The following is a 16,988-nucleotide window of genomic DNA, read 5'->3' as shown; positions in this document are numbered from 1 at the left end:
ATTTTACTTAGAACCAGTTTTGATATTAGAAGAGTCTTGACTTGAAAAACGAGCAGCGCCGACCTCTTGGTTCGGTGCATTAATACCCTCTTTAGTAATCATGACCTTCACTGTTTTAATCATAATTTTAAAATCTAGCCAAATAGATTGAGTTTCTACATACTGCACATCGAGTTCAAATTTTTCTTCCCATGAAAGATTATTTCGTCCACTTACCTGCGCCAAACCCGTCATACCAGGCTTAACATCATGACGACGCATTTGCTCAGGCGTATAGTGATCTAAAAACTCTTTCATCTGAGGTCGTGGCCCCACAATACTCATATCACCCTTTAACACATTAATCAGTTGGGGCATTTCATCTAACGTAGTAGAACGTAACTTTTGACCGAATGGAGTAATTCTTGCTTCATCAGGCAAAGGATTTCCATTTTTATCAAAAGCATCTTTCATAGATCGAAATTTAATCATTTTAAATATTTTGGCATCTTTACCTGGTCTTTCTTGAAGAAAGAAAATAGGCGACCCTAAGTTTTGACGAACTTTAAGTGCAACAAGTACAAAGATTGGTGATAACAAAATCATTGCTACGAAAGCAATAACAACATCAATTAATCTTTTCATCCGAATGCTCATTTGAAAATAGTTTTTAATGGACATCATTGATTACTCTTCTGATTTTTTCCATCGCAATCTGTTCTGCATAGTTATCTATCAACACTTTTCTAGGCGAAGGTATTTCATCAATTACAAAATTTTTAGAAATAGTCAGAAATAAATTCGCTAACTTTTGCGGATTTCCAGGAGCAACCGTCCAACCCAATCCCCATTGATTAATCATACAAGATATTTCTGAATCTTCATCCATAATTGCAAGTAATGGCTTATTCGCTGCCATAGCATAATATGCTTTACTTGGTACACCTAAGCCATACATACCATCAGCTAACGTTACAATAGAAATATCACATGCATTTAATCCTTCAGATTTACGTGTAGGATCGAGATGCCCAACATATTTTACGTTTTCATCATTAAGTTTGGAAATCATGGCTTTTAATTCATCTTCATAAGCGCCAGAACCAATAAACAAGACTTTAGGACGTTGACCCACTGGGATTAAATTTAATGCTTGAATAATATTATCAATGCCCTGTACGCGTCCGATATTACCAAAAAAAGTAAATATAGGTTGTGTATTTTCCCAAGTAATTTTTTTTAGAATTGGGTTATTAGTTTTAGTTTGAACCTCAATATCATTATGATCAATCCAATTTTGAATAATAATGGCATCATTTTTGTTAACTTTCTGATCAATCAAATCTTTCATATCTATGCCAATGACAATTCGCTTATCTGACGCAGAATAAAATCGATCAAATAAATATTTTAAAATTTTATAAAAAAAATTGTTTTTTTTGAGGACTTTTGCTGGAACTAAATTTTCAGGAAACACATCATGCACCAAAAGGATCCAGTTAAATCGTTTAATTTTTTTAGCAAAATATATCACAGGCAACAAAAAAATTGGTGTCGTACCACTAAAAACGGTATCTCCTTTTTTTACATTAAAAATTATTTTTAACAAAAAATTTAATGAAATAATTAGTTCAAAGATTAATCTCTGAACTAATTTTTTTTTATTCAGGTTAACATTTTTAACAAGGATTGCATCTGCTTCAATTTTATGCTGAGGATCCTCTTTTACAATTAATTGCAGTTGCTCTCCATAATGTTTTTTTAAGTTCACATGCAGTTTATGGAATAAATATCCTGTCGTGTTTTGCTCAGGCAGAATATATTCAGAAATTAAAAAAATCTTTTTCATGTTAACCTGCATTGACTCAGTATTTTTTCCAAACAACACGATTCACATAATCTGTGTAACTCAAAATAATGCGTACCACTTTCTCACTCACATTCGGCATACTATAGTCTGCGACTAAACGTAATAAACGATCTTCACCACGTGGTTGATGCTCTAAAATCGCTAAACCTTGTAAAACACGTTCAGCTGTTAATCCCACCATCATCACTGCCGCTTCTTCCATGCCTTCAGGACGCTCATGGGCTTGACGTAAGTTCAAAGCAGGGAAATTCAGAATAGAAGATTCTTCATTAATCGTGCCACTATCAGATAACGTGGCTTTCGCAGATAATTGAAGTTTATTGTAATCACTAAAACCAAGTGGCTTTAATAACTGCACAAGTGGATGAAATTCAATATTCATCTGTTCAATACGTTTACGTGTTCTTGGATGCGTTGAAACAATGACAGGATATTGATATTTCTCTGCAATAGCATTCAACATTTCAACCAAATCTAAAAAATTCTGATCTGAATTAATATTTTCTTCGCGGTGTGCACTGACAATAAAATATTCATGTTCTTTCAAATTTAAACGCTGAAGAATATCTGAAGATTCAATTTTCGCTTGATAATGCTTCAAGACCTCAAACATTGGACTGCCTGTTTTAATCACTTGATCTGCAGGCAAACCCTCTGAAATTAAATAATCACGTGCAATCGTACTATAAGTTAAATTAATATCCGCCGTATGATCGACAATACGACGATTAATTTCTTCAGGTACACGCATATCAAAGCAACGATTCCCTGCTTCCATATGGAAAGTTGGAATTTTACGACGCTTGGCAGGGATCACCGCCATACAACTATTGGTATCACCCAAGACCAACAAGGCTTGAGGCTGCACATCTTCTAATACCTTATCTACAGCAATAATGACATTACCAATTGTTTCTGCACCTGTCGCACCCGCTGCATTCAAAAAGAAATCAGGCTTACGAATACCTAAGTCGGTAAAGAAAATTTCATTCAGTTCATAGTCGTAATTCTGACCAGTGTGTACCAGCACATGATCAAAATATTGATCACATGCAGACATCACACGGGATAAACGAATAATCTCAGGACGTGTGCCAACTACGGTCATTAATTTTAATTTTTTCACAGTATCAACTCTTAATCTGTTAATGGCAAAGCAAAAGTATCAGGTTTCTCACGGTCAAATATTTCATTGGCCCACAGCATCACCACCATTTCATCTTCACCAATATTGGTAATGTCGTGTGTCCAACCTGGTACCGTTTCTACAATACGAGGTTCTTCACCCGTGGTTTCTAATTGATAGAATTCACCTGTGATGACATGCTTAAACTTGAACAGTGCTTTACCTTTAATCACCAAGAACTTTTCGGTTTTACTATGATGATAGTGTCCACCACGGGTAATGCCTGGATGTGCAGTAAAATAGGAAAATTGTCCTGCATCAGGTGTTTTCAGCATTTCAACAAATACACCGCGTTGATCGCCATATTTAGGAACAGTGTAATCAAACTGATGTGGTTGTAAGAAGCTTAAATAGGTGGAATACAAAGCACGCGTCAGCCCAGTGCCGACACGATCACTAATGAGTGTGTTACGCGACTTTTTAAAGCCTTGCAATGTCTTTGCGAGATCACCGACTGTGATTTGATACTCAGGTGTGATTTCAAATGTTGGCGCAACATCCATACTTCCTTGGATAATATTCCAGAAAGTTTCAACCACGTCATCCACATACACCAATCTTATCACTGCATTTTCATCATTGACTTGGATCGGCAGATCATTAGCAGTGTTATAGCAGAAGGTCGCTACAGCAGAGTTATAATTCGGACGTGACCATTTACCAAAGACATTGGCTAAACGACAAATGTAGACAGGATTTCCATTCGCTTGTTGCAAATCAAACAGTGCTTCTTCTCCACCCCGTTTGCTTTTTCCATAGGCATTATCACGCTCAGCCTGAATCGAAGAAGACAAAATGATCGGCGTTTGTTTTTGAGCATCAATTAGGCATTGCGCAATTTTTTGCGTCAAACTCACATTACCATCAATAAACTCTTGTTCATTGACTGGTCGATTGACCCCAGCCAAATGGATAATCCAATCGGCTGCAGTGACCGCAGTGGTTAATTCAGCATCAGTGGATTGACGATGAATCTTTAAAATTTCAATGTCATTCTTTTCAGATAAAAATTGAATCAAATTTTTTGCAATAAAGCCATTTGAGCCTGTGACGAGTATTTTCATGTTATGCCTCGGGATCAATATATTGACCATCAATGAGGGCACGAATGAAATCGAGTTTCAGTAATAGCTTTTTCATGCCTTCTATATCTAAGCGTTCAGTATTATTTGAGTTATAGTCTTCAAATTGTTTAATTTTATGATCACCATTTTCAACATATTTCGCATAGTTCAAATCACGCTGATCGGCTGGTACACGGAAGTAATTGCCCTGATCATACGCAACTGCCATTTCTTCACGGCTTAACAATGCTTCAAATGCTTTTTCACCATGACGTGTGCCCATGATTGAAATAGGATGTTCAGGCACAGAAAGTAGTTCTGTTAATGCCTGAGCCAATACTTGAATGGTTGCGGCTGGTGCTTTTTGTACAAAGATATCGCCATTTTCGCCATGTTCAAAGGCGTACAGAACCAAATCCACTGCATCATCCAAAGTCATCATGAAACGTGTCATGTTTGGATCTGTAATGGTAATTTGTTTACCTGCACGAATTTGGTCTACAAACAGTGGAATTACTGAACCACGTGATGCCATGACATTACCATAGCGTGTACAGCAGATTGTCGTTTCTGTTTCTTCTAAATTGCGCGATTTCGCCACAATGACTTTTTCCATCATTGCTTTTGAAATCCCCATGGCGTTAATTGGATAAACCGCTTTATCAGTACTCAAGCAAACAATGCGTTTAACTTTGTTTTGAATCGCAGCTTCTAAAACATTTTCTGTACCAAGAACATTGGTTTTAACTGCTTCCATTGGATGAAATTCACATGATGGAACTTGTTTAAGTGCTGCTGCATGGTAAATATAATCCACTCCACGCGTGGCATTTAATATGCTGTTATAATCACGTACATCACCAATATAGAATTTAAGCTTAGATGATTGGTATTTTTTACGCATATCATCTTGTTTTTTTTCATCACGACTAAAGATACGAATTTCTTTGATATCTGTTTGTAAAAAACGTTTTAGAACTGCGTTACCAAATGAACCTGTACCACCAGTGATTAACAAAATTTTATTTTCAAACATCTTCATTACTACTTGGTTACCAATTCAATAATTAATTTTCGTTGCATACCCCATTTGCTAACAGCAGATGGATAATTATCATGCAATACCTGTATACCACGTTTGACTAATTCATCACGCAAAGATGCATTTGTCATAATTTCAAAAATTGCATCCGCAATATTTTCTTCATCTAATGGATCAAAATAAAGTGCAGCATCCCCACATAGTTCTGTTGCAAAATCCCTTTTGCTAGCTAATAGTGGTCGCTTTGACAAGAAAGCCTCAGGAAATACGGCGGTTGAAGATTCAACTATACTTGCGCAAATCACTGCATGACTGCTTAGATATAGTCCCGCAAATTTTGAATTAGGAATAAATCCTGCCGAATCTATATATTCTTCAACTCCATTATTTTTGGCTAAATTATATAATTTCAGCCATTCCGTACTCTCTTTAGGAATAGTAAAGAGTAATTTTAACTTTGAAACTAATTCACTATGTTTTTCTTTTAAAAAAACTAGAGAAAAAATCACTCTTTCTAAATTTTTATGTGGATAATAACTACAGGGAACAAGAATTTGAAAATACTCACTTCCACTTTCTTCAATTTCTTTAGATGTGGCTAAAAAATCTAAAAAAGATGGGCTAAATGAATTTCCAATAACAAAAATTTTTGAGGAATCATAATTTAAGAAAGATGATAATTTTTGCTTTACAAGTTCTGTTTCAACTACCAAATAAGAATCACACATTAAAAACAATTTAGCTTTTACAAAATTTAGAAATTTTTCAAATAATCCCAATTTCAATTCTTTTTGATATAACATTTTACCTAAAGCAAAACCCTGTAATGTAGGAGCTCGAGGCTTCCAATATGCAGGTCCAAAAACAACAAATACAAAATCAGGTTTATGTTTTTTTTCAATTTTTGAAATTTTAAAACCTTGTAGAAATTTAAAAGGCATTGATACTGTACTTTCGACATAATAATGTTTAAGTTTTGTTTTGGTTACTGCAGATAATTGCTGATCAATCTGAGGATTTACAATACAAATGACTTCAAATTCAGGATCTTTAGCTATATTTTCAATAAAAGCCAAAGCAACCTGCATCCCTCCACCTACTGAAGTTATAGAAGCATCTATAAGTAACTTAATTTTTTCTTTTACCTGATTCATGATTTATAAATTTCTTCCCATACATTTACAGAGGAATCCAATGAAAAATGATCTATAATAATTTTTCTAGCATTCACTGAAGATTGTAATAAAAAGTCATTTGAAGACTCTAAATACTGAATAATTGCCTTTGCTAAAGCAAAACTGTCACTAACAGGAACTAAAGTACCAAAATCATTTTTCATAATTTCTGCACTACCACCACAATCAGTAGATATTACATAACATCCACATGACATAGCTTCCATTATAACAGTAGGAAGCCCCTCAAATTTAGATGACAAAATTAAACACCCAGACGCTTTTAATAAGTCAGAAATATCATCTCTTCGACCCAGTAAATGAACAGTACACTCTAATTCTAATTTCTTAATATATTTTTTAATTAATAAGAAATCAGCACCATCACCTACAATAGATAAATTAAAATTATATTTAGACTCATTCTTAACTATACTTATGGCATCTATTAAATTAAAATAATCCTTTTCTGGAGAAAATCTTCCAATAGCAATTAAATTTAATTTTTTTTCGACATTATAAGTATTATAAGAAAATCTATTTATATCTACACCATTATAAACAACTCTGGACTTATGAACATCAAAAGCACCCTTTTCGATAAAAACATTTAATGCATTTTGACTAACATTTGTATTTAGGTTAGATAAGAAATTTGTATAACGATATAACAACATCCCAAACTTAGAGCCCTCAATTGAACTATGAGCACTATTAATATTTTTCTTTAAACCAAAAAACAATCTATAAATTCGCATATAAATATTAGCATGATACATATGAGAGTGTACTACATCTGGATTAAATGATAATATTAATTTTCTAAGTTTAAATAAACCAAAAATTAAACTAATATGAGACGACAAACCCAGAGAGATGATTTCTATTTTTTCAGAATCAGAAAATATTTGCATATTACCAAACATATATATTATTTTTACAGTATGTCCCTTTTCGACCATCTTTTCAGCTAAATTTAATGTAACTTTTTCAGCACCACCTAAATTTAAACTTGTAATAAAATACAAAATCTTCATATAAATAAATTCCAAAAAGTAATTAAAGGTGATAGAAAAATTGCCTCCAACATTTTACCATTCAATATTGGTTCTTTCCATGGAAACACATTAAAAATAGAAAAATAGAAAAATAGAAAAAAGAACATAAACAAATTATATAAATTTAACTTATTTGAATTATTTGCATTAATGAGTGAGATATAAATAAAAATAATAAGACACAGATAATTTGTAAACCTACCGAAAGCAATAGGGTTCATCATAAAAATAAAACACAAACATATAACGTAAAAAATAAAATTTTTAATATCAACCAAAAATTTATCATTATTTGTACTTTTATTCAAAAAAAACAAAAATAATGCAAGAAAAATAAATTTTACAGAATAGTTAATCACACTATATAATAATTGACCACCACCTCCTAATTCATATGTAAATTCTTGATATTTTTCATTAAATTCTGAAACACCAGTATTACTAAAAAATATAACTGAAACTTTATTAAAATAAAAGCCCAAGACAATAGAACATAATAATAATAAGATTCTAAATAAATTATTAAGTTTAGAAAAACTACTTAAAATTAATGGGATCAAGAAAAAAAACATTGTAAAATGGGTAATTAATGAAAATATTAAAAACAAATATCCTTTTATATAATTTTTATTAAAATATAAAATTATTGCATAAATTATCAAAATTATTGCCAAACTATTTCTTTGCCCCATAGATGCAACAACAGGATTACTCAAAATAGTTAATCCAATTAACATGAATAAAAACTGACTATTAGAAAAATTATATTTATCTTTTAGTAGCATTAATAACTTTCCAATAAAATAAACCATAAAGAAAACATGAAAAAATGGTAAAAACTCATACGGTATTCCAAATGATTTAAAAAATAATGATAACAACTTATAAGTTATATAACCATCAAACTCACCTATCGAGTCATAAGTAACATTATTATACATATCTCTATAAACAATAGAGTCTGCATATATTTGATTTTTTAGCACTGATATTGAAACAAAAAGAGAATATATAAAAATAGAAATATTAGTACCACTATTTTTGTATATAGAGACTAAACAAGTCAAAAAACCTAAAACAGGATTAAGAAAAAAAATAATAAATGCAAGACAGTTTATATAATAAATTCTCATATCAAAGAAAATTCCTTTTAATATTATTTAATTTAAAAATAAAAAATTTTTTCAATAAACGAAGATCCCTATAATAAAACAATCTATAAATTAACCTTTTAAATTTAAGTAAATCTAAGTCATAATTATACAAATGATCATACAATAAATTTTCTTTTTCACCCTTTAAATTATGCTTATTTTTAAAATATTGAAAAGAAATTTTTATATTTTGAATTTTCTTTCCACTGATACGTTCAAAAGGATGGCTAATATCAACAATATAAGTTGCATCTCTAACTAAAAAAAACTCCATATTACCTAATAATCTATACCATAACTCAAAATCTTGCCATGATTTTAATTTAACATCAAATAGTCCATTATTTTTTAAAACATGCGTCTCAATAAAAATCTGATTACCTATATAATTATTAATTAAAATATCTTCTTGGGTACAACAAGATTTTCTAATCAAAAATGCCATTTTTGGAGTTATAATTTTATTTTTATTTATTTTATAAGAGTATAGACTATACAAAGCTATGTTGGACTTATTCAAAGTTACAAATCTATTTAAAAAATCTTCAATTCTACGCTCCAAAAAATAATCATCATCATCTAACCCAGTTATAAATTGACCTTTAGCATTTTCAATTGCAATATTACGGCTTACACAGGCACCACTGTTGTTCTCTTTTAAGAAATATCTAACACGGATATCTTCTTTAGCTAATTGCTCTAAATACAACTGCGTACCATCTGTAGAACAATCGTCTACAATAATAATTTCCAAGTTTTTATAAGTTTGACTTTGTACAGACTTAACTGCTCGTTTAAGTAATTCAACTCTATTAAACGTCGGTATGTACACTGTCACTAAAGGTTGATTATCCATCTAATTAATTCTCGCCAAACAAATCACGTGTATATAACTTAGACTGAACACCTTTTAAATCATCATTTATACGATTTGCTAAAATCACATCTGAAGCATTTAGAAACTCATTTAAGTTATTGTGGACTGAATAGCCTTCGTAAGTTTTAACTGTTAATGTTGGCTCATATACAATGACCTCAACATTGTATTCATTTAATTCACGCATAATATCTTGAATTGCAGAATCACGGAAATTATCTGAACCTGCTTTCATAGTAAGACGGTATATACCAACTACGTTAGGACGTTTTTTTAAAATTTCTTTAACAATAAACTGTTTACGTGTTTGGTTTGAATGAATAATCGCTTGAATTAAATTTTGAGGTACACCCTTGTAATTTGCTAAAAGCTGCTTAGTATCTTTTGGTAAACAGTATCCACCATAGCCAAAAGAAGGATTGTTATAATGATTTCCAATTCGTGGGTCTAAACTTACACCTTGTACAATATCCAAACTGTTTAGATTGTTTTTTTCACAGTAAGTATCTAGCTCATTAAAATAAGCTACACGCATGGCTAAATAAGTATTAGAAAATAACTTTACCGCTTCTGCTTCAGTCGAATCCATGCAAAGTGTTGGTGCATTTTGCTCAATCGTTGCGTCTAAATAAAGTTGAGCAATTGCTTCTCCACGTTCAGATTTTTCACCCACAATAATTCGAGATGGATGCAAATTATCGTAAAGTGCTTTTCCTTCACGTAAAAACTCTGGGGCGAATACAATTTGATTGGTTTTAAATTTTTCTTTTAACTGTGCCGTATATCCGACAGGTATGGTCGATTTAATAATGATTGTTGCTGTATTATTGATTGGCAAAATTTGCGCAATAACACTCTCAATAGATGAAGTATCAAAATAGTTGGTTTCAGCATCGTAATTGGTTGGTGTTGCAACAATAATGTAATCGGCATCTTTATATGCTTGCTCAGCATTTAAGGTTGCAGTTAAATTCAACTTTTGTTCACTTAACGCTTGTTCAATATAGTCATCTGCTATGGGTGACTTTTTTTGATTAATTAAATCAATACGTGCAGAATTAATATCCAAACTAATGACGTGATGCTGCTTCGCAAAAAGAACAGCATTTGACAATCCTACGTAGCCTGTTCCAACGACTGTAATTTTCAAAATATTTATTCCTTTACCAGAAGGTTTATTAATTCTGCTGTTAATCCCAAATTTTGAACTGTTCTACCATTTACGCGAAAATCTCTGTTCAATGAGAAATTAGCTAAATTAATTAGTGATGTAGCTAATGGTGTCTCTACGCTTAACAATTTCCCTAAAGATTCTAGTAAAACTAAGCCCTGTGATACATCTTCAGTAATATATCTAGAATTACTAATATCAGGGCCTTTTGGAGAATGATTCATTGCATAATCAAAAAAAGCTGATTTGGAGTCAATTGATAGATCATGGAAATTCCTGTATTTACATGCATCTACATAACTTAGTTTAGGAAGTCCTAAACTTAAAAGTATATTATTTTTTTCTTGATCTAAATTTTCTACTAAGTTCCAAACACTAGGGGTAAAAACTTCTTTATACATCCAATAATCCCCCTTAGAATATTCAATTCTCGGAATACTCATAATTGCACCAATAGTATGTACAATCAGATTAGGGTTATGTAAAGCAGCTTCAAAAATATTTTTGAGATAAACAAAATTAAAATTCAATTGATCAAGTTTTATTTTAGCAGTATCTAAATTTTGTTTTGGATAGATGCCTATAGGATTTCTAACATTTTTAAACAATACTTCAGCTTCACCATTACTTGTAACACGACAATCAATTGGTGAACTTTGCGCTTCTACAATTGTACATTGTATATTATTTTTTATAAAATATGCAGTAGATGCATATCCAGGTTGGATATAAACCACATCAGTATTAACAATATAAGGTTTTATTTTTTTTACTATTTCCTCATGATAATTTGTTTGAGAACATATAATAATAATATCTCTTTCTTCCAAAAATGCTTCATCATATGAATTAGTGATTTTAGATATTTTTACTTTTTTTGACTTACCGCCATCTTTAAATAATAAAGTATTATTATTTTCAATAATATATTTTGTTTTAACATCGAAATCTCTAGATGAGCTTTTAAGCAAAGAAACTTTATGACCTTTCAATGTTAAATCTGCAGCGTATGTAATACCACAATTCCCTGAACCTATAATCAAAATATTCATAAATATTCCATTAACCTAAATTTAATAAATCACCTAAAAGTAAATCTGTTGTTTCCAACCTATCTCGATCTAATCCAGCAGAAGGAGTGAAAGTTAACTCGCCAAAAATCACCTTTCCATTTACATGATAAAAATCAGTTCTTACGAATTTAAAGTCTGATGAAAGCTTATATGCATATTTTTTCATCTCATCAAACGCAATTGGTTTTTCTATTTTTATGTTTTGATTAATTGCATCTAAAGAGTCCTTACTTAAAGGAGCCAAATTCCAATCCATATCAAAGTAATAAAATTTAGTTTCAGCATTTTTACGGCCTTGACAAAGCATTACATATTTTGGTACTCCATCAAAACAGTAAAACTTGTAGTCATCTGGAAATTGCCCAAATTCATTAACTAAGAACTCCTCGCAAATAATTTTTCTAGGAATTTTTTTATAATGTGGCTCTGCACTAAACAATGAAAAATCAGTTTTCATCCAGTTATCAAGTTTTAACTTAATATTTTTTCGATCTAATTGATTTTTATCTTCAACAATAATGTTAAAGCCTGCACCGTGATTACATTTTAATGCGAATTTCTCAGGCAATTTATCAAAGTCAATTTCTTCAAAATTATTATAATTAGCTATCAAAGGATTTAGAATTTCTGAACAACCTTTTTCAGCAACATACTCTCTAACCAAATATTTATCTGCACATTTAGTATATATTTTTTTATGGTATTCATTAAACTTAAGCCATTGAATTTTTTCATTCAATGTTTTAACTTTACTCTTTGATAAAAACAACCATCTCTTAAAAATAAATAAAAAAAGAATTTTTGCATGTAATTTTGAAGAGATTAATGATAAAAATCTGAGATATTTCATTTGAATAACTTACCCGATAGAATATTTGCATGCATTTTTAAAATCCCTGCATTTTTAAAAAAATAATTCGCTATTGTTAAAGAAATAAATTCAACAATTACAAAACAAATTGCTGCGCCCAAAACACCATATTGAAAAATTAAAAAATATGACATTAATGCACTCAAAATAGCCATAATAGACATTTTTATAGCTAAATATTTATAAGCATTAAATACAATCATATAACGATAGCTAATTGTACCTAGTGCTGATAATGCATTACCAATAACGATATAAGGAAGTAAATCCGAAGATGCTCTATATTCAGCCCCATATAGCCATATTACAACCCACTCACCTAACCACAACATACCTAAGAGTGCACAACCTGAAATTAGAAGAACAATGATATGTAATTGCTTTAAAATCTTCTGTTGAGCCTCAAATTGCTTTTCTTCATAAATTTTGGAAAAAAAACTTGTAATTAAAGCTAAGTTTACAAAGCCCCAAGCCCCACCTAAAGTTAGTGCCACGTTATAAATAGCTAATTCTGAAAAGGAAACAAACTTCGCCAAAAATATATTTGAAATTTGTGTATAAAACACAATAGATAATGTTGAAAAAACTAAACTACTACCTGTTAAAAATAAATACTTATTATATTTTTTCGTATGCGTGACATAAATTTTCTTGTTTTTTTGATGGTAATAAATTTTTCTTAGTAAATATGGAATCAATGCAATGATAATAATAGGATAGACTATGGTGTAAGGTTCTGCTTCAAAATAAACAAGCAAAAATCTTAAAATTAAAGCTACAGCTAAACCAATGGTGTTTGAAATGGCGTTTACATAGGAAATTAACTGACTATTATTATAAGTTGTGTAAAAATCACTCACTATAAAATAGCTTGCTATAAAATTGCCTATTCCAAATATAAAGGTGAGCGGATCTGTATACAGCCATAAATATACCAGAGCGATCGCAGAAACTAACATACACAAAAATTGTCGCATTTTTTGAGTGGATATAGCTAGCTTTAATCCAGATTGAGCATTTTGGCTAAATCTTTTAAATAGAATATTTTGAGCACCAAACCATGCCAAGGTCTGTACAAATAAAAAAATAGAAGTGGTAAAAGCTAATTTACCAAAATTTTCAGGCCCTATATATTTCGCCATCAATGCATTCACAAAAATTAAACCAAAAATGGAAATCACTTTTTCAAGCATCATCCATAGGGAATTAGAAAATATATTTTTAGAAAAAACTTGCATTTCAGACTTCTAATCCTATTAATGGCTTATTTCATCTACTTATATAATTAGTAAGAGTTCACTTACAGATTTCCACACATTATAGTAAAAACCATCTTTGTTGTCTTTGTTTTTTGACAAAACCCATGTTTTAGTGTTGTTTTTTAATATTATGAATGTACAAATCCATCTACATAAGTTCGTAATATCCTCATAAATTGAGCTTTATTTTCATCCCTCATGATTTCATTAAATTGATTATAAACATTCGATATTTCAGCATGTTTATAAAATTTCTCAAAACACTTTAAAATCCGCTCATGCCCTGTTTTTTCAACACCGTCCTGATCTATCAATAACTCTTCATACAGTTTTTCACCAGGACGTAAACCTGTAAACTGAATCTCAATATCCCCTACCCCATTTTCATCGATAGGACGGAAACCACTTAAACGAATCATTTGTCGAGCTAGGTCAACAATCTTTACTGATTCACCCATATCTAATAAAAATATATCCCCACCCGTTCCCATTGCACCTGCTTGAATCACCAACTGTGCAGCTTCTGGAATAGTCATAAAGTAGCGAGTGACCTCAGGATGAGTCACCGTCACAGGACCGCCTTCGGCAATTTGCTTTTTAAACAGAGGAACAACCGAACCTGATGACCCGAGTACATTACCAAAACGCACAATACTGATTTGAGTTTTTGGATGAGTAGATGCCAAACCCTGACAATACAACTCAGCCATACGTTTTGAGGCACCCATCACATTGGTCGGACGTACTGCTTTATCGGTTGAAATTAGGACAAACGTCTCCACACCTTGGTTCACCGCAGCATCCACACTGCGCTGTGTGCCAATCGAAGTATTGTAAATACCTTCAAACGGATTTGCTTCTACCAGAGGCACATGCTTATAGGCTGCCGCGTGATAGACCGTTTGTACACTATACTGCTGCAAAATGCGTTCCAGTTTAGACTGATTGGTTACCGAACCTAAAACAGGAATAATATGAACATCTGAAGTTTGTAATTCACGATCTATGCTATATAAAGCAAATTCGGTCATTTCAAATAGGATCAACTGTTTGGGCTGATACTTGACGATCTGACGGCACAGTTCAGAACCAATCGACCCCCCTGCCCCAGTCACCATCACGACTTTACCTTTAATATTCTTCTCTAGTAATTCAGGCTTCGGTGGTACAGGATCACGACCGAGTAAATCAATAATATCCACTTCACGGATATCAGACACTTTAACTTTGCCATCGACTAGTTGAGTGACTCCTGGCAATTCCATGATTTTGACATCAGTGGCTTCAAAAGATTCAATAATTTCCTTTTTACGGGCACGCCCCACCGATGGCATGGCCAGTAACACTTCTTCAATGCCAAATTTACCGAGTTTCTTCTGTGCTTTTTTCGGTGAATAAATCTTTAAGCCACTTAAAGACTGACCTTTCAGTGATTTTTTATCATCAATAAAACACACAGGTAGATAATCATCAGAACGGTTTAAAGCGGCCGCAATCTGCTGTCCTGCTAAACCTGCACCATAAATCGCCACACGTTTACGGGTTTGTTTTTTGGCAAAAGTTTTAAGGGTCGCGTAACGAATCACCGCGCGACTCCACCACATGTAGGAAAACAGCATAAAGCCATACATGAGTGGAATACTCATTGGGATAAAGGCCACATCTAATTTTTTAATGGCATACAACGCCACAATTTGAATAAATGTCCCAATCGAAATACGCAGTAAATAATCTTCGTTAAATGACCGTACAATCGCACGGTAGATCCCGAGCAAGGCGAAAATCAGTACACCTGCGATCGCCACATAGATATACCAAGCCTCAAGCCCTTGCATCACAGTCACATTTGGACGTGCCAAACGAATGGCATAAGCCAGCCACATCATCAGTGGCAACATGCACATGTCCACGGTCACCAAAACCACTTGTTTTTGGCGACGCGGTAAAGATGCAATGGAACGAATAAAATCTTTCATTGAGACTCAGTTATGTGGGCTGAAAAAGCACGCTGTGATTATACGCTTTTTTAGGCTTGAATCTTGGCAATCACGCTTTGAATCGCATCTACGGTTTTTTGCAGGCTTTGTTCAGATAAGGTTGGATGTACCAAGAACATCAGACTGCTTTCACCTAAAGCTTTCGCATTGGCTAAACGTGTTGCAGGACGCCACGGCGTTCCATCAAAGGCTTTTTCTAAATAGACTTCTGAACATGAGCCACTAAAACATGGCACCGCTTGCGCACTGATTTCCGCCATAATGCGATCACGTGACCAAGCTTCAGGCAAAGCATCGACATTGACCTGTACATAACATTTATAGGCTGCATGTACATAATCTAACGATGGTTGAGCGACTGTAAAATAAGGACTATGTTCAAATACAGCTTGGATAAGTGCCATATTGGCATTGCGTTTTGCTGTCCATTCAGGCATTTGTTTGAGTTGCAAACGACCAATCACCGCTTGCATTTCCATCATGCGCCAGTTGGTGCCAAAGGAGTCGTGCAACCAACGGAAACCCGGTGGATGTTGTTTGTTATAGACGCTATCGAAGTTTTTGCCATGATCTTTGTACGACCACATTGTTTTCCAAAGATGTTCATCATGGGTGGTGACCATACCACCTTCACCACCAGTGGTCATAATCTTATCTTGGCAGAATGACCACGCGCCAATATGACCGATTGAACCTGCGGATTTGCCTTTATACATCGCACCATGCGCTTGGGCACAGTCTTCAATCACGAAGATGCCTTTTTCCTCAGCGAGTTGCATGATCGGATCCATATCACACATCCAACCTGCCAAATGCACACAAATAATGGCTTTGGTATTCGGGGTAATCACTGCTTCAATAGTACGACGTGAGATGTTTTGCGAATCGAGTTCAACATCAGCAAAAATTGGATTGGCACCTGCGGTCACAATCGAGCTTGCAGACGCTAAAAAGGTACGTGAAGTGACAATCACATCATCCCCCTCACCTACACCTAAAGCTTTGAGGGCTAAATCCAGTGCCACGGTACCATTCGCTACGGCAACAGCATGTTTTGTTCCAACAAACTGTGCAAATTCCTTTTCAAATTCACGGCATTCCTGACCTGTCCAATAATTGACTTTATTGGACAAAAGAACTTTTGATACCGCATCGGCTTCTGCTTGGGTAAAGCTTGGCCAAGGCGCAAATGCACTGTTTAACATGGAATTT

15 protein-coding genes are annotated in these 16,988 nt (G+C 33.0%); all 15 read right to left on the bottom strand.

Annotated elements, in window-relative coordinates:
* Positions 1 to 3: 3 nt before the first annotated feature.
* On the bottom strand, positions 4 to 624 hold the full coding sequence (locus AC1M9E_RS00445; protein ID WP_488224915.1) for a sugar transferase: 621 nt from the start codon (positions 622 to 624) through the stop codon (positions 4 to 6).
* A 25-nt stretch (positions 625 to 649) separates the two neighbouring features.
* A complete protein-coding gene (locus AC1M9E_RS00440; protein WP_488224914.1) occupies positions 650 to 1,828 on the bottom strand; it encodes a glycosyltransferase family 4 protein in 1,179 nt (392 codons plus the stop codon).
* 16 nt (positions 1,829 to 1,844) lie between these two features.
* Complete coding sequence (wecB, locus tag AC1M9E_RS00435; RefSeq protein ID WP_488224913.1) at positions 1,845 to 2,975, bottom strand: non-hydrolyzing UDP-N-acetylglucosamine 2-epimerase; 1,131 nt, start codon at positions 2,973 to 2,975, stop codon at positions 1,845 to 1,847.
* A gap of 11 nt (positions 2,976 to 2,986) precedes the next feature.
* Positions 2,987 to 4,099 carry a UDP-2-acetamido-2,6-beta-L-arabino-hexul-4-ose reductase gene (gene wbjC, locus AC1M9E_RS00430; protein WP_488224912.1) on the bottom strand — a complete coding sequence of 371 codons (1,113 nt, stop codon included), beginning with the start codon at positions 4,097 to 4,099 and terminating at the stop codon, positions 2,987 to 2,989.
* Position 4,100: 1 nt separating this feature from the next.
* Positions 4,101 to 5,135 carry a polysaccharide biosynthesis protein gene (locus tag AC1M9E_RS00425; RefSeq protein ID WP_488224911.1) on the bottom strand — a complete coding sequence of 345 codons (1,035 nt, stop codon included), beginning with the start codon at positions 5,133 to 5,135 and terminating at the stop codon, positions 4,101 to 4,103.
* Between the two features lie 8 nt (positions 5,136 to 5,143).
* The gene (locus AC1M9E_RS00420; protein WP_488224910.1) at positions 5,144 to 6,295 is read right to left on the bottom strand and encodes a glycosyltransferase; all 1,152 of its coding nucleotides are present in this window, start codon (positions 6,293 to 6,295) and stop codon (positions 5,144 to 5,146) included.
* Positions 6,292 to 7,353, bottom strand: coding sequence for a glycosyltransferase (locus AC1M9E_RS00415; protein WP_488224909.1), 1,062 nt, complete (start codon positions 7,351 to 7,353; stop codon positions 6,292 to 6,294). Before AC1M9E_RS00415 ends, AC1M9E_RS00420 begins: the two co-directional genes overlap by 4 nt.
* Complete coding sequence (locus AC1M9E_RS00410; RefSeq protein ID WP_488224908.1) at positions 7,350 to 8,507, bottom strand: EpsG family protein; 1,158 nt, start codon at positions 8,505 to 8,507, stop codon at positions 7,350 to 7,352. The genes AC1M9E_RS00415 and AC1M9E_RS00410 overlap by 4 nt, the downstream gene beginning before the upstream one ends.
* Position 8,508: 1 nt before the next feature.
* Positions 8,509 to 9,384, bottom strand: coding sequence for a glycosyltransferase (locus AC1M9E_RS00405; RefSeq protein WP_488224907.1), 876 nt, complete (start codon positions 9,382 to 9,384; stop codon positions 8,509 to 8,511).
* Positions 9,385 to 9,388: 4 nt separating this feature from the next.
* Positions 9,389 to 10,555 (bottom strand): nucleotide sugar dehydrogenase, encoded by a 1,167-nt coding sequence (locus AC1M9E_RS00400; protein ID WP_488224906.1) that lies wholly within the window; start codon positions 10,553 to 10,555, stop codon positions 9,389 to 9,391.
* 5 nt (positions 10,556 to 10,560) lie between these two features.
* Entirely contained in the window at positions 10,561 to 11,628 is a 1,068-nt protein-coding gene (locus AC1M9E_RS00395) for an NAD/NADP octopine/nopaline dehydrogenase family protein (protein WP_481597729.1), read from the bottom strand.
* A gap of 10 nt (positions 11,629 to 11,638) precedes the next feature.
* Positions 11,639 to 12,499, bottom strand: a complete 861-nt coding sequence (locus tag AC1M9E_RS00390; RefSeq protein WP_488224905.1) for an ATP-grasp fold amidoligase family protein — start codon at positions 12,497 to 12,499, stop codon at positions 11,639 to 11,641.
* Positions 12,496 to 13,758, bottom strand: coding sequence for an oligosaccharide flippase family protein (locus AC1M9E_RS00385; protein WP_488224904.1), 1,263 nt, complete (start codon positions 13,756 to 13,758; stop codon positions 12,496 to 12,498). Before AC1M9E_RS00385 ends, AC1M9E_RS00390 begins: the two co-directional genes overlap by 4 nt.
* A 149-nt stretch (positions 13,759 to 13,907) precedes the next feature.
* Positions 13,908 to 15,755, bottom strand: coding sequence for a polysaccharide biosynthesis protein (locus AC1M9E_RS00380; RefSeq protein ID WP_488224903.1), 1,848 nt, complete (start codon positions 15,753 to 15,755; stop codon positions 13,908 to 13,910).
* 50 nt (positions 15,756 to 15,805) lie between these two features.
* A complete protein-coding gene (locus AC1M9E_RS00375; RefSeq protein ID WP_488224902.1) occupies positions 15,806 to 16,981 on the bottom strand; it encodes a DegT/DnrJ/EryC1/StrS family aminotransferase in 1,176 nt (391 codons plus the stop codon).
* Positions 16,982 to 16,988 lie beyond the last annotated feature (7 nt).

Source organism: Acinetobacter sp. 24-47-47 (assembly GCF_057737035.1).
Note: the sequence above shows the minus strand (reverse complement) of the source record. Positions and strands in the feature narration are given on the sequence as shown.

Excerpts from the sequence above, each read along its gene's own strand:
- AC1M9E_RS00445 (WP_488224915.1), bottom strand. The coding sequence starts at position 624 with ATGAAAAGATTAATTGATGTTGTTATTGCTTTCGTAGCAATGATTTTG.
- AC1M9E_RS00440 (WP_488224914.1), bottom strand. The coding sequence starts at position 1,828 with ATGAAAAAGATTTTTTTAATTTCTGAATATATTCTGCCTGAGCAAAAC.
- wbjC (WP_488224912.1), bottom strand. The coding sequence starts at position 4,099 with ATGAAAATACTCGTCACAGGCTCAAATGGCTTTATTGCAAAAAATTTG.
- AC1M9E_RS00425 (WP_488224911.1), bottom strand. The coding sequence starts at position 5,135 with ATGTTTGAAAATAAAATTTTGTTAATCACTGGTGGTACAGGTTCATTT.
- AC1M9E_RS00420 (WP_488224910.1), bottom strand. The coding sequence starts at position 6,295 with ATGAATCAGGTAAAAGAAAAAATTAAGTTACTTATAGATGCTTCTATA.
- AC1M9E_RS00415 (WP_488224909.1), bottom strand. The coding sequence starts at position 7,353 with ATGAAGATTTTGTATTTTATTACAAGTTTAAATTTAGGTGGTGCTGAA.
- AC1M9E_RS00410 (WP_488224908.1), bottom strand. The coding sequence starts at position 8,507 with ATGAGAATTTATTATATAAACTGTCTTGCATTTATTATTTTTTTTCTT.
- AC1M9E_RS00405 (WP_488224907.1), bottom strand. The coding sequence starts at position 9,384 with ATGGATAATCAACCTTTAGTGACAGTGTACATACCGACGTTTAATAGA.
- AC1M9E_RS00395 (WP_481597729.1), bottom strand. The coding sequence starts at position 11,628 with ATGAATATTTTGATTATAGGTTCAGGGAATTGTGGTATTACATACGCT.
- AC1M9E_RS00390 (WP_488224905.1), bottom strand. The coding sequence starts at position 12,499 with ATGAAATATCTCAGATTTTTATCATTAATCTCTTCAAAATTACATGCA.
- AC1M9E_RS00385 (WP_488224904.1), bottom strand. The coding sequence starts at position 13,758 with ATGCAAGTTTTTTCTAAAAATATATTTTCTAATTCCCTATGGATGATG.
- AC1M9E_RS00380 (WP_488224903.1), bottom strand. The coding sequence starts at position 15,755 with ATGAAAGATTTTATTCGTTCCATTGCATCTTTACCGCGTCGCCAAAAA.
- AC1M9E_RS00375 (WP_488224902.1), bottom strand. The coding sequence starts at position 16,981 with ATGTTAAACAGTGCATTTGCGCCTTGGCCAAGCTTTACCCAAGCAGAA.